Here is a 13,386-nt window from a genome sequence, read left to right as displayed (position 1 = left end):
CGTTATGGAACAGATTACTTTTTCCCTTCCGGCCACGCGCCAGCTCAGCGGTAAAGCGCTGGCGGGCGTAGTCGGCTCAGGTGATATGGAGGTGCTGTTTGTGGCCGGTTCCGGCCAGCAACTGACCGTGAATCTCACTACTTCAGTGGATAACAGCAACAAACGCTGGCAGGCCCTGTTTGATCGCCTGAGCGCCTTCTCCGGCCTGCCTGCGGGTCAGATGACCATCCACGATTTTGGCGCGACGCCTGGCGTGGCGCGTATCCGCATTGAGCAGGTATTTGAGGAGGCTGACAATGCGTAACGACAGCAGTTTTATCGAGTTGAAAGCCCGTGAGCGCGCTCATCTGCTGCTGGATGAGGGCAGCTACCGTGAACTGCTCGATCCCTTCGAAGGCATCATGTCGCCGTGGCTGGGTGCGCAGGGCATTGTGCCGCAGTCCGATGACGGTATGGTCGTCGCCAAAGGCACCATCAATGGCCAGCCCGCAGTGGTGGTAGCGATTGAAGGCTCGTTCCAGGGCGGCAGTATGGGCGAAGTATCCGGCGCGAAAATGGCGGCGGCGCTGGAACTGGCGTCAGAAGATAACCGCAACGGCATTCCGACTCAGGCTGTTCTTTGCCTGGAGACCGGCGGCGTGCGTCTGCAGGAAGCTAACCTCGGCCTGGCAGCGATTGCCGATATTCATGCGGCGATTGTCGACCTGCGTCGTTATACGCCTGTGATCGGCATTATCGCCGGTACCGTCGGTTGCTTCGGTGGCATGTCGATTGCGGCTGCGCTGTGCAGCTATCTGATCGTCACCCGTGAAGCGCGTCTGGGCCTCAATGGCCCCCAGGTTATCGAGCAGGAAGCGGGCATTGAAGAGTATGACTCCCGCGACCGGCCATTTATCTGGAGCATGACCGGTGGCGAAACCCGTTATCGCAGCGGGCTGGTGGATGCGCTGGTGCCGGACGGTGTCAAAGCGGTGAAACAGGCGATGAATGACGCGATCGCCAAAGGCGTACCTGAAGCGCATCGTTCCGACCGGTACGACTATTTCCTGCCGCGCCTGAGCCAGTTCAACACTGAAAAACAGGCTGATGCGCAGCAAATCTCACAGATTTATCCGGAGGATCGCTCATGAGCCAGAGCATCAGTCGCGGTGAGCAATGGCTGAGCCTGCTTACCAATAACGCCAGCCGTTTGCCGGGCCTGTGCCCTTCGGTGCAGGTCGCGGATGCGGAACTGGGTGGTGAAAGCGCGCGGTTTATCGCCGTGGTGCCGGATGCCCACAACCATTACCCTCGCGCGGCAAAAGGGGAAGTGGGCCTGCTGGAGGGCTGGACGCTGGCGAAAGTGGTGAATGAAACCATCGCTGAAGACGCCGGTAAAAGTCAAAAGCGGGCGATCGTGGCGGTTATCGATGTGCCGAGCCAGGCCTACGGTCGCCGGGAAGAAGCCTTTGGCATTCATCAGGCGCTGGCCGGTGCGGCAGGGGCTTATGCCAATGCCCGCCTGGCCGGTCATCCGGTGATCGGGTTGATCGTCGGTAAAGCGATGTCCGGAGCGTTTCTGGCCCATGGCTATCAGGCGAACCGGCTGATCGCCTTTAACGACAAAGGCGTAATGATCCACGCGATGGGTAAAGAGGCTGCGGCCCGTATCACCCTGCGCAGCGTTGAGTCGCTGGAACAGCTGGCAAAAACCATTCCGCCTATGGCTTACGACATTGATAACTACCGTTCGCTGGGCCTGCTGGAAGATCTGCTGAATATCGCCGATCCCGATGCGCCATCGGCAGAAGACCTGTCCACCGTGCAGCAGACGCTGGTGAAAGCCGTCAGCACTGCCCGCCGCGATCCATCCCTGAAAAATCGTCTGCAGGGGGAGAACAGAAAAAGCTCTGCACTGGTTCGCGAGAAAATGCGCGCAGCCTGGTAATACCGTTCCGATAAAAAAAAGACAGACCTGCAGGCGACTGATTGAGCACGCTTCGGCGTGCTCTTCAACACCAGCCTCAATAACAATATAACCATCGCGCCTGTGCTAATTGTCCTTTAACTTTTACAGGTGGTATTTATGACTTACGTGATAGTTCATGCTCTTGCCCCGATTTTCGTGATTATGCTGCTCGGTTTCTACGCCGGGAAAGCGAAAATGGTAGATAACCAAAACGTCTCTTTGCTGAATATTTTTGTGATGGATTTTGCTTTACCGGCGGCGCTGTTTTCCGCCACCGTCCAGACGCCATGGGTCGGTATTGTTGAACAGACGCCGCTGATCCTGGTACTGGTGCTGTCAATGTGGATTGCCTATGCGGGCATTTACTTTATCTGTACCAAAGTCTTCAAAAAGTCCCCGCAGGATGCGGCAGTGCTGACTCTTACCGTGTCGTTGCCTAACTATGCGGCGCTGGGACTGCCGATCCTGGGCAGCGTGCTGGGAGAAGGACCGGGGACTTCGCTCTCCGTTGCGGTATCGATTGCCTGTGGCTCGGTGTTAATGACGCCATTCTGTCTGCTGATCCTGGAGCGTGAGAAAGCGCGTGCTGCGGGTGGCGAACAGAAATCCAGCGTGGCGATGTTGCCGGTGCTGATGTGGCGCTCGGTGACGAAACCTATCGTCTGGGGTCCATTGCTTGGCGTGGTATTGTCGGCTCTGGGTATCCATATGCCTGAGATGCTGCTGTCGACCATCAAACCGCTGGGTCTGGCGGCGACCGCGGCTGCCCTGTTCCTGACCGGATTGATCCTGTCTGCCCGCCAGCTGAAAATTAACAGCGCGGTAATCGTTGCCAGTATCACCAAGCTGCTGATCCAGCCGTTTATCGCCTGGGGTATCGTGCTGGCTCTGGGGCTGCATGGTTCTCTGGCCATCACTTCTATCCTGATGATTGCGCTGGCCGCTGGTTTCTTTGGCGTGGTGTTTGGTAACCGTTTTGGTGTCCAGTCGCCGGATGCCGAAGCGACCTTACTGATCACTTCCGTTCTGAGTATCATTACCCTGCCGCTCTTCATTTCATTAACTTCAGGGATGTAACATGCAACAGGCTTTCCGCGCACACGATTTGTTATGGCTGACCTCCGCCGACCGCCTGCAGGGCGATCTGCCGGAGTGGGTGGCCAGCCAGTGGCGATCGGCTTATCCGCTGGTGGTCCGGCGTGACAGTGATGCCGGAGGCCGTATTCCTGTTGGTGTGCGTGGGCTGCGACGCGACCAGCGTGCGGCGGCGTGGGTGGATGCTTCCGCTGTGCGCTGCCACACGGCCCCGGAGGAGTTGAGCCGCAATGAAGTTTTACTGCGCTCGCCTTTCGTTTCACTGCCGCCGGTGCAGTCAGCGATTCAGCTGGCAGCGCACTCCTGGCCCTGGCAGTGGGGTATCACTGGCAGCGTCGGCTATGCGCTGGCGACTGAAGTGCCGGTGATGCATGCCGACAGCGATCTGGATCTGCTGATCCGTTGTGACAGGCCAGTTTCCGGGGGCGATCTGGAGCGCTGGCAGCAGCTTAGCCAGCGCCTGTTGTGCCGGGTGGATACGCAGGTGGAGACGCCACAGGGCGCATTTGCGCTGGCGGAATGGCTGCGGGACGGGCGGGTCATGCTAAAAACCAACCACGGGCCTTGTCTGACGTCCACGCCCTGGGAGGAACCCGCATGAAAATTTTACTGACTTTTCCCGGTCAGGGGCCGCAGCGGCCAGGTATGCTGCAGGATTTACCTGACGGGGAAGCTATTCTGCGCGAAGCCAGCGAAGTGCTGGGAGAAGCCGCCGACCGGCTGGATACGCCTGACGCATTGCGCCATACGCGGGCAGTGCAGCTTTGTCTGCTGATTGCCGGGGTGGCACATGCCCGCGCATTGCAGGCGCAGGGGCTGGAACCGGATATGACCAGCGGCCTGTCGATTGGCGCTTATCCGGCGGCAGTGGTGGCCGGAGCGCTGGACTTTGATGATGCGATGCGGCTGGTGGCTCTACGCGGTGAGCTGATGGAGCAGGCTTATCCGCAGGGCTACGGCCTCACCGCGATTATCGGCCTGTCGCTGAACCAGCTGGAGCCGCTGCTGGGCAATGACAGCTGGATAGCCAACATCAACGCCGAGCGGCAGCTGGTGATTGCGGGCAGTGAGGCGGCGATGAAAGACGTGGCGGATAAAGCGCTGGAAGCAGGGGCGCAAAAGGCTCACCGGCTGGCGGTCAGCGTGCCTTCGCATTGTGAGCTGCTGGCGGAACCGGCGGCAAAACTGGCCGAAGCCTTTAAAGGCGTGACGCTTAAGCGCCCGCGCTGTGCCTGGCTGAGTGGCAGCAGCGGCCGGGTGCTGTGGCAGCCGGAGCAGATAGCTGATGACCTGGCTTATAACATGTCGCGCACCGTGCGCTGGCACGAGGCGATGGTGGCAGCCAACGAGCGGGAAGTGCGACTGGCGATAGAGATGCCGCCCGGATCGGTGCTGACGGGTCTGACCCGCCAGGCTTTCACCGCCGGAGAAGTGCTGTCACTGGAACAGGATGGCAGCCAGCTGGCCCTGACGCTGGCTAGCCGTCTGCGGAGTCAGCGCTGAGCCGCTGGCGGCTGTACATCCTGCCCTCTGCCACCAGCGCCAGCAGGTTGGGATCGTGCTCGCGGTTGCGCTCAAAAACAATCGCCAGCGCCTGCCGCATCTGGTACTGCGGCGCCAGCTTAAGCAGCTGAACAGCATTCTCGTAAACGCTTTTCATCCTGCCCGGGATCAGCGTCAGCCCGACGCCCGCCTGCACCAGGCTGAGCAGCGAGAAAATATCGTTTACCTGCATCTCAATATCTGGCTCAAATCCGGCGATGTTAAAGGCCTCTTTGAACCCCTGGTAGGTGGCAAAACCCTCAGCCAGTGAGACAAACTTATGCTGACGGAAGTCGCGCAGATCGGCCAGCGCCTGCATATCAAGCTCATAAGAGGCCGGAGCAGCCAGGAAAATATCATCTTCAAACAGGGGCAACACTTCATAGCGGTTCGGATCGATCTCCCCCTCACTCACCGAAATCAGGATCGCATCCAGAAATCCCTCATCCAGCTTAGCCAGCAGCGTCTGGTTGGAGCCCATTGTCAGCTCAAGTTCCAGATCCGGACGGCGTAGCTTCATGCCCATAATCAGCTGCGGGACGGTGCGCAGCGTCAGTGAGTAGAGTGTTCCCAGCCGGATGCGTCCCTGGCCGATCCCCGCCGTTTTCCTTGTTTCTTCAATCCCACGGGACATCACGTCCATCGCTTCCTGACTATATTCGCACAGGGTATGCGCGGCAGGCAGCGGTACCAGATTTCTTCCCTGATGGATAAACAGCGGGCAGCGGACATTTTCCTCAAGTGTGTGCAGTGCGCGGTGAACGCTGACGGTGCTGATCCCCATCGCTTCGGCAGTGCGGGCAATATTACCCCGCTGCATAAAAGCCATAAAAATGTGCAGTTTGCGGAAAGTTATGTCCAAATCGAACTTCATCAGTCTGACCTGTATAGAGGCTGGCGAAAAAGGAATTTTACCTGCTTCTGCGATGCCGGGTTAAGGGATTAAGGCTCAAAGGCAGCAGAAGGGGCTGAGCTGTAAGCATATATGTTATTCGTTCAGGCCCGGTTAATAAAAGAATTTGATGGCGAAGCGGCTGGAGTGAAGTTTGCTTCTGCAAAACAGGCTGGATGCAGCTTGTCCATACGCTTTTTAGGGGGAAGAGTGCAGTTTTTTATAAACATTTCTGAAGTAATGATGAAAGTTATTGATGGTTTTCTTTTTACATTTCAGCTTTATCCCAGTGCGTGACGAGAGTGATGAACTTTTATTGTGTAGTTATTCTTATTTGTCACCGCTGATTACTGTGGTGGTTTTATCTGATAACCCTACACAAGGAAGCTCAAAATGAATCCAATAACTCGCCGCAGTTTTATGGCGTTTGCTGCCGGTGGAACGGTAGCACTGGCTGCTGGCAAGGTTCACGCACATGACCAGACGGTAGTGGCTCAGCCCTGGACGGGCAAAATGGGCGGCAGCGATCCGGGGCCGAACGATCCGCTGCGGCAGGGCGAAAACCCGGACATCGTCAACCCTCCTTCCACTGACAGCGGCACCCTGCCAAATATGCGTTTCTCCTACAGTGATTCCCACGTCCGTAAAGGCTCTGGTGGCTGGACGAGGCAGATTACCGAACGTGAGCTGGGCGTGTCGAAAAGCATTGCTGGCGTGAATATGCGTCTGAACACTGGCGGCATTCGTGAGTTGCACTGGCATAAAGAGGGCGAGTGGGCTTACATGCTTTACGGTAAGGCGCGTATTACCGCGCTGGACGTGGACGGAAACTGGTTTGTTGATGATGTGGGCGTGGGCGATCTGTGGTACTTCCCGTCGGGTGTGCCGCACTCCATTCAGGGATTGGGGCCGGACGGCTGCGAGTTCCTGCTGGCCTTTGACAGCGGCGGTTTTGATGAGGACAGCACCTTCCTGCTGAGCGACTGGTTTAAGCATGTGCCACCTGACGTGCTGGCGAAAAACTTCGGCGTGCCAGCAGAGACTTTCAGCAAGCTGCCATCCCCGGCCGACGAATATATTTTTGCCGCCAATGCCCCTGGCGCCCTGAGTGACGATGCGATAGCAGGCGCTACACGTTCCTCCATGGCGTTCAGCCACCGGATGATGGCGCAAAAGCCGATTACCCTGAAAGGCGGCACGGTGCGCATTACCGATTCATCAACCTTCAAAGTGTCGAAAACCATCGCCGCCGCGCTGGTGGAGTTGCAGCCTGGCGCGATGCGTGAACTGCACTGGCATCCCAACACCGACGAGTGGCAATACTATCTTGAAGGCGAAGGCCGGATGGGGGTGTTTGCCTCTTCCGGACAGGCAAGGACATTTGATTTCCGCGCCGGGGATGTCGGCTACGTACCGTTTGCGATGGGGCATTATGTGGAAAACACCGGTAATAAGCCGCTGCGCTTTCTCGAACTGTTCAAAAGCAGTTATTACGCCGATATCTCCCTCAACCAGTGGCTGGCCTCCACGCCGCCGGAGTTGGTGCGACAGCACCTGCATCTCGACGATACCTTTATGAATGCGCTGGATAAGACTAAAAAGCCGATCGTGGGATAAGTTATTCGTTGCTGATAGTTTGATATTTTCAGAAGGAGAGAGTCTGATATCTCCTTCTGTTTTTCATTTCATGTTTTATGGGCATTTTAGCTGTTAGCTTGAGCTGAACCGCGCCACGCGCGCACGGCAGTTAGTGGCTGCTTTTTATCTCGCCTTGTGAGGTACAGGAAATGGCGGCGCACGTTTCGGCAGTGTTGAACAGAAGCAGCGAAATTAAGTTCTGACGCTATTTGGTAACAAAGTTTGCATTGTCTTATTTCTGTCATTCTTGTCTTCCAGCATGACTGCAGTTACTTAACCCCCTCAGTTTTATAAGGAACGGCAATGCGCACTCGTTACACTCTGCTGGCCGCCGCGCTGCTGGTCAGCCAGCTGGCCCAGGCAAAAACGGCCACTGTCTCACTGGATCAAATCCGCGCTATCGTGAATACAACCACGCCGGCCAGCGATAACGCAGAGTTTGTGGCGTTTGATGCCGCGATCCAGCAGTCCCTGATCAACGCCCTGAAAGGGGATGCCAGCACGCTGACGCGCGACCAGATTGAAGAGACCAAACAGAGCAAAACGCTGGCCGATAAAAAGTGGCTGAAAGAGAGCAACTATGATTTCGGTAAAAAAGAGAACCAGCAGGCGGGTATCAAACTGCTTAATTCTTTCCCGACATTGCCAAAAACGACTCTCGCCGCCAGCCTGAAAACGGTAGAAGACGTAAACCTGAACGCCACTCAGGGCCAGCGTACGCAGGCGCTGATCGATGCTGAAGGGCAGAATCATCTGTTCTTCCTCGCCGATGCGCTGGGGCCAAAACTGGGCCAGGCATTCCTGAATGCCTACAACAAAGGTGAAATCGGCAAAGCCGCTGCGCTGATCAAAGCCAGCGAAGTGAGCACAAGCGTGGCGAAGAAAGAGTTCAACAACCCGCGCCCGTTCCTGATCCCTGGCAACACCATCCACTTTGTGCCGGACACGGCGGTGGTTAAAGATAACGTTCCTTATAAAGCGACTGAAGGCCCTTACCCGAGCGGCCACACCAATACCGCTTATACCGATGCCCTGCTGCTGGGTGAGATGCTGCCAGAGCGCTTTGTGCCGCTGGTCGATCGCGCTGCCCGCTACGGCTACTCGCGTATGGTGCTGGGCGTGCACTACCCGATTGACCTGATGGGATCGCGAATGGTGGCGCAGCGTAACGTTGCCCATTACCTGAACGATCCTGCTTACCGCAAGCTGTTCGTCGAGGCCCGTCAGCAGCTGCGCGACGCGCTGGAAAAAGAGTGTGGTTCTTCCCTGCAAGCTTGTGCTAAACCGCAGGGCGCAGCCGATCCGTACACGGCTCCGCAGATGAAGACCTTCTACCACTACACCATGAGCTACAACCTGCCGCAGGAAAAAGTGAAGCAGGTTCCGGTAGTGGTGCCGGAAGGCGCGGAAGTGCTGCTGAAAAGCGTATTGCCACATCTGAGTGATGCGCAGCGTCGTCACCTGATGATATCGACCGCGCTGGCGGGTGGTTACCCGCTCTCTGGCATCACACCTGAGCAGAATTTCTGGCAGCGGCTGGATCTTTCTGCTGCGGCCAGCGCCGGTCATCACGGTAGCTAAAGGTCTATTTGCCTTTTGCTGCAGGCAGCGACAAAGTTCAACGCTCGGGTGGTAGCTAAGGCCCTGTCTTTGCCTTTTGTTTCAGGCAACGACTAACCCCAAAGCTCGATAGCACAGGGTGGGAATAAAGCGTCTCGTGTCACGGATGGCACGAGTCCGGCTGCCACGGAGGGCGCTTTTGGTGTCTTTACGGGCTACCTGCGCCAGCACTTTGTTATCGCCAGCACGCTGTTAAAACTTCCCCACGCCAGAACTTTATTATGATGGCATTCCCGGATACACCCCCGGCCCAATCGGCAACCCAAGTGCATACCACGCCAGCAGCAGCAGGATCCACACGCTGAAGAACACCAGCGGATAGGGGATAATCAGCACGTAGTAAGTGCCGAGCTGCGCATCTTTACGGTAACGCTGCAGAAAGCCGAGGAACAGCGGCAGAAAGGGCGACATCGGCGCAAGCGGCAGCACCGCAGAGTCGGCAATACGGAAAATCATCTGGGCGAACGCCGGATGGAAGCCGAGCAGCATAAACATCGGCACAAAAATTGGTGCCAGAATCGACCAGATCGCTGAACCGCTGGCAATAAACATGCAGAGAAACGCTGACAGGAACATCAGGCCGATAAACGCCGGAGCACCAGTCATCCCGGCCGTTTCAAGGATGTCAGTCAGGCCCACCGCCATAAACTTCCCCATATTGCTCCAGTTGAAAAACGCCACGAACTGCGAGAGCGGAAACACCATCACAATAAACCCGGCCATGCTTTTCATCGGCTCAATCAGCTGCTGTGGAATGTCGTCCGGCCGCCGGATCTGCTTCGTCGCCACACCATAGGTGATCGCCACCACAAAGAAGAACAGAATAATCAGCGGCACGATCCCCTGGATAAACGGCGAAGGGATAATCGAACCGGTATGCGGCTGACGCAGCGGCGCACCTTCCGGTACCACCAGCAGCGCCACCAGATCAATAAAAATCAGCCCGGCCACGCCGCTCAGCCGTAGCCCGCGGTTCTGCACCGGCGTCAGCTTCACCAGGGTTTCATTGCTTTTGTGGCCCTGCCAGGCAGGCAGACGCGGTTCGACAAACTTATCGGTCAACAAACCACCTGCCACGGTCAGTACAATCACCGAGCTGGCCATAAAGAACCAGTTGTCGACCACGCTGACGTGCACCGTCTCGCTGACCGCTTTGGCCGCTTCGGTACTTATACCGGAAAGCAGCACATCGGTAGTCACGATCAGCAGGTTAGCGGTGAAGCCGGAGGCCACGCCCGCGATGGCGGCCAGCAGCCCGGCCACCGGATGGCGGCCAACGGCAATAAACATCAGCGCACCCAGCGGCGGCATCACTACCAGTGCGGCATCGGATGATATATGGCTGAAGAAGGCAATAAACAGCACCATATAGCTGGCGTAACGGGCACTGACGAACGAGGCCATTTTGTGCATCAGCGCCTGCAGCAGGCCGACTTTTTCCGCCAGCCCGGCACCAATCATCAACGCCAGGATCGAACCCAGCGGCGCAAAGCTGCTGAAATTCTTGATGATATTGGGCAGGATCCACTGCAGCCCGGCGACGCTGAGCAGATTTTTGACGTGAATAATCTCGCCATTCGCCGGGTTTTTTACCGGGACGTTTAACCACGACAGAACAGCCGTGGCGACCATCAACACCACGATCAGATAGACAAACAGCAAAAAAGGATTCGGCACTTTATTGCCGATCCGCTCGATCCAGCTAAAAATCTTTCCGGGACTCTTCCCTGCGGTTGCATCACTCATGTTTTACCCTCTGGTCGTCGTTGTGTTTGCTTTGTTTATAATTTTCGGGCTGGGATCTGGCCCAGCCTCGGGTGTTACGGGGGTCATTCAGGCCAGCGGTGACGGCTTCACGCCTGCTGGGATCGGACAGGTATACGGTTGTTGCTCGCGTGCCAGACGAAACTCTTTGCGAGCAGCCTGCATCAGGCTGGCATCTGTCAGCAGGGCCAGCGCGGTGGCTGCTAAGGTTTTCCCTGCAAGACACATGCCTTTATGGGCGATGCCGGTACGGCCCTGCGCCACCAGTTGCCAGGTATGCAGTGGCGTTCCCAGCGCGAAGCAGGGAGTAAAGCACTGCGCGGTCGGTGCCACCCAACTGACATCACCGACATCGGTTGAGCCGTACATCACTTCGTCCACTTCGGCACAGGGCGCGACCTCATCCATCAGCACTTTGTCACCCAGTGCCGCCACCCACTCCTTCCCGGCCCGGCCGCCGGTGCGGGCAATGTTCAGCTTAGCGTTGCGCAGGTCATCCTGGCTCAGCGTCTGGCGGATCTCACGGGCAAACTGCTGTTCGCTGGCACTGTATTCCGGCACGCCGTAGTGCTTAAGATAGCCATACATCACCTTTTCCAGCGCGCGATTCGGCACGTAATTGGAGCAGGCTTTATCAAAACGGACGGTCATGCTGGTATCCGTCATCAGCGCGGCTCCTCTGGCGATATTGATCACCCGCTGATAAATATCCTGGGCCTGATCCAGTTCCGGCGCGCGGATCAGATAGAGTACTTCCGCATCGGCCTGCACCACATTGGGGGAACTGCCGCCGGTATTTGTCACTGCATAATGCAGCCGGGCTTCCTGAACGATGTGCTCACGCAGGAAGTTCGCGCCGGTGTTCATCAGCGTTACCGCGTCCAGCGCGCTGCGGCCCAGGTGCGGAGAATTGGCGGCATGAGCGGCCACGCCTTTAAAGTGGAAGGCTGCCTGGATATTCGCCAGCGTGCTGGTATTGAACATGCCGCTGAAAGATTCCGGGTGCCAGGTGAGTGCGGCGTCGACATCGTCAAACAGGCCCTCACGCACCATAAAGGTTTTGCCGGATCCACCTTCTTCCCCGGGACAGCCATAAAAACGCACCGTGCCGGGCAAGCCCTGCTGCTGGAGCCAGGCTTTGACGGCAAAGGCTCCCGCCAGCGCGGCGGTCCCCAGCAGATTGTGACCGCAGCCGTGGCCGTTGCCGTTCTCCACCAGCGGCTCCGGCGTGGCACAGGCGGCTTTCTGGCTCAGGCCCGCCAGCGCATCATATTCTCCCAGCAGGGCGATCACCGGCTGACCGCTGCCAAAGCTGGCGATAAAGGCGGTATCGATATTGCCGACCCCACGCTGCACGCTGAATCCTTCGGTTTCCAGCGCGTCTGCCAGCAGCCCGGCGGAAAAGGTTTCGGTGAAGCGGGTTTCCGGGTGGTCCCAGATCGCATCACTCAATGCGGTGAAGCGGGACTGATGCTCGTCGATGTAATGAGCGACAAAGGTGCTGAAATCACTGGTCATTATTCCCCCCTGAAGGTCTGAATATTGAAGGCCAGCGCGGCGAGGGTTTTCACCGCCACGGCCATCACCTGCTCGTTGAAGTCGAATTTCTCGTTGTGGTGTCCGGCGCTCAGCTCGGTGCCGAAAATGATGTAGGAGGCCTGGCCGCCCAGCTCTTTCACCCGCTCCATCATGTAGGTGGCGTCTTCGGAACCGGCCGCCTGGCCTTTGGTGTCCACCAGCGAGGTCAGTTCGGGGATCTGGCTGGCCTGCTGGCGGATATAGTCGACCCAGGGCTGAGTTGGCTTGCTGCTGCGCGCCGCGCCCATCAGCTTCACTTTATGCTGCACGCCGTACATCGCGGCCGCTCCGGCCAGCACCTGCAGCGCCTGGTGATAAAGAAAGTCATTGATTTCGTTGGTCGCGCCACGGGTTTCCACCTTCATCATTGCGCGGTCAGCCACCACGTTACGCCCGGTTCCTCCCTGCAGTACGCCAACGTTAATGCGTGAACTGCCCGCGCTGTGCTGCGGCAGGGTATGCAGCGCCAGCGTTGCCTGAGCGGCGGCCAGCAGGGCATTTTTACCCTCTTCCGGTCGTGCTCCGGCATGGGAAGCCACGCCACGGAAGGTCACATCCAGCTTGGTGGTGGCGAGGAAGCTGTCGCTGCCGCACACCAGTTCACCAGCCGGTACGCCGGTGCCGATATGGATTGCGGTGAAGAAATCCACATCGTCCAGCACGCCCGCCGCCACTATCGATTTCGCGCCACGGGTCCCTTCTTCCGCAGGCTGGAAAATCAGTTTGATGGTGCCGCACAGGCGGGATGCAAACTGCTTCAACACCTGCGCCAGACCGATTCCGATACTGGTATGGCCGTCGTGACCGCAGGCGTGCATCATCCCTTCATTGCAGGAGGCAAAGCCTTCAGCGTACGGCCGGTGCTCTGGTGCCAGCAGTTCCACCACGTCCAGCGCATCCATATCCACGCGAAAGCCCATCACTGGTCCCGGGCGTCCTGTTTCCAGCGTGGCGACAATGCCGCAAAAACCGCCGGAGAAATGTGGCAGCCACTGCGGCAGCGCGCCCTGCTCAATGGCCCGTTGCTCCTGCTGTGCCAGCACTTCAGCAGAGGGCAGCCCCATCCGCGCTTCGTCTGCAATCACCTCTTTGCCCAGCTGCAACGAATAGCCCAGCCGGTGCAGCTCCTCGGCCACCAGCGTGGCAGTGCGGAATTCCAGCCAGCCAGATTCGGCAAACTTATGCAGGTCGCGTCGCCAGGTTTGCAGGTGGGGTGAAATCTCTTTCACATAATCAGCAACAGCTTGATCCATTCTCTCTTCCTCGCATATGTACGGCTAAAAATTGGGTGTTTTTTCGACTGTACACA

Annotated in this window: 13 protein-coding genes; 9 read left to right on the top strand and 4 right to left on the bottom strand. The window is 57.7% G+C overall.

The window, feature by feature from the left end; translation table 11 throughout:
• The first annotated feature begins 4 nt into the window (after positions 1-4).
• From mdcC to mdcH, 6 genes are all read left to right on the top strand, one after another.
• Positions 5-304, top strand: coding sequence for a malonate decarboxylase acyl carrier protein (gene mdcC / locus AC3Y5R_RS09310; RefSeq protein ID WP_158784557.1), 300 nt, complete (start codon positions 5-7; stop codon positions 302-304).
• The gene (locus AC3Y5R_RS09305) at positions 297-1,130 is read left to right on the top strand and encodes a biotin-independent malonate decarboxylase subunit beta (protein ID WP_489921089.1); all 834 of its coding nucleotides are present in this window, start codon (positions 297-299) and stop codon (positions 1,128-1,130) included. The genes mdcC and AC3Y5R_RS09305 overlap by 8 nt, the downstream gene beginning before the upstream one ends.
• The gene (gene mdcE / locus AC3Y5R_RS09300; RefSeq protein WP_489921088.1) at positions 1,127-1,927 is read left to right on the top strand and encodes a biotin-independent malonate decarboxylase subunit gamma; all 801 of its coding nucleotides are present in this window, start codon (positions 1,127-1,129) and stop codon (positions 1,925-1,927) included. Before AC3Y5R_RS09305 ends, mdcE begins: the two co-directional genes overlap by 4 nt.
• Positions 1,928-2,065: 138 nt before the next feature.
• On the top strand, positions 2,066-3,025 hold the full coding sequence (locus tag AC3Y5R_RS09295) for an AEC family transporter (RefSeq protein WP_489921087.1): 960 nt from the start codon (positions 2,066-2,068) through the stop codon (positions 3,023-3,025).
• Position 3,026: 1 nt separating this feature from the next.
• Positions 3,027-3,644: a malonate decarboxylase holo-ACP synthase gene (locus tag AC3Y5R_RS09290; RefSeq protein WP_489921086.1), complete on the top strand. Its 618-nt coding sequence runs from the start codon at positions 3,027-3,029 to the stop codon at positions 3,642-3,644.
• Complete coding sequence (gene mdcH / locus AC3Y5R_RS09285) at positions 3,641-4,546, top strand: malonate decarboxylase subunit epsilon (protein ID WP_489921085.1); 906 nt, start codon at positions 3,641-3,643, stop codon at positions 4,544-4,546. The genes AC3Y5R_RS09290 and mdcH overlap by 4 nt, the downstream gene beginning before the upstream one ends.
• Here mdcH and AC3Y5R_RS09280 read toward each other — a convergent pair.
• Positions 4,521-5,459, bottom strand: a complete 939-nt coding sequence (locus AC3Y5R_RS09280; protein ID WP_489921084.1) for a LysR family transcriptional regulator — start codon at positions 5,457-5,459, stop codon at positions 4,521-4,523. The genes mdcH and AC3Y5R_RS09280 overlap by 26 nt on opposite strands.
• A 111-nt stretch (positions 5,460-5,570) precedes the next feature.
• On the opposite strand from AC3Y5R_RS09280, the gene AC3Y5R_RS09275 reads away from it, so the two are divergent.
• The 3 genes from AC3Y5R_RS09275 to AC3Y5R_RS09265 all read left to right on the top strand — a co-directional run bounded on the left by AC3Y5R_RS09275 (position 5,571) and on the right by AC3Y5R_RS09265 (position 8,696).
• Entirely contained in the window at positions 5,571-5,774 is a 204-nt protein-coding gene (locus AC3Y5R_RS09275; RefSeq protein ID WP_489921083.1) for a hypothetical protein, read from the top strand.
• 96 nt (positions 5,775-5,870) lie between these two features.
• Positions 5,871-7,094, top strand: a complete 1,224-nt coding sequence (locus tag AC3Y5R_RS09270) for a cupin domain-containing protein (RefSeq protein WP_489921082.1) — start codon at positions 5,871-5,873, stop codon at positions 7,092-7,094.
• Between the two features lie 324 nt (positions 7,095-7,418).
• Entirely contained in the window at positions 7,419-8,696 is a 1,278-nt protein-coding gene (locus tag AC3Y5R_RS09265; protein WP_489921081.1) for an acid phosphatase, read from the top strand.
• A 258-nt stretch (positions 8,697-8,954) separates the two neighbouring features.
• Here the strand turns inward: AC3Y5R_RS09265 and abgT are convergent, their stop codons facing one another.
• The 3 genes from abgT to AC3Y5R_RS09250 form a co-directional block, all read right to left on the bottom strand.
• The gene (abgT, locus tag AC3Y5R_RS09260; RefSeq protein WP_489921080.1) at positions 8,955-10,481 is read right to left on the bottom strand and encodes a p-aminobenzoyl-glutamate transporter; all 1,527 of its coding nucleotides are present in this window, start codon (positions 10,479-10,481) and stop codon (positions 8,955-8,957) included.
• Positions 10,482-10,568: 87 nt separating this feature from the next.
• Entirely contained in the window at positions 10,569-12,017 is a 1,449-nt protein-coding gene (locus tag AC3Y5R_RS09255; RefSeq protein ID WP_489921079.1) for a M20 family metallopeptidase, read from the bottom strand.
• Complete coding sequence (locus AC3Y5R_RS09250; RefSeq protein ID WP_489921078.1) at positions 12,017-13,330, bottom strand: M20 family metallo-hydrolase; 1,314 nt, start codon at positions 13,328-13,330, stop codon at positions 12,017-12,019. Before AC3Y5R_RS09250 ends, AC3Y5R_RS09255 begins: the two co-directional genes overlap by 1 nt.
• Between the last annotated feature and the right edge of the window lie 56 nt (positions 13,331-13,386).

The organism is Erwinia sp. 009765445, from assembly GCF_058137865.1.
This window is presented reverse-complemented; position numbering and strand designations above follow the sequence as displayed.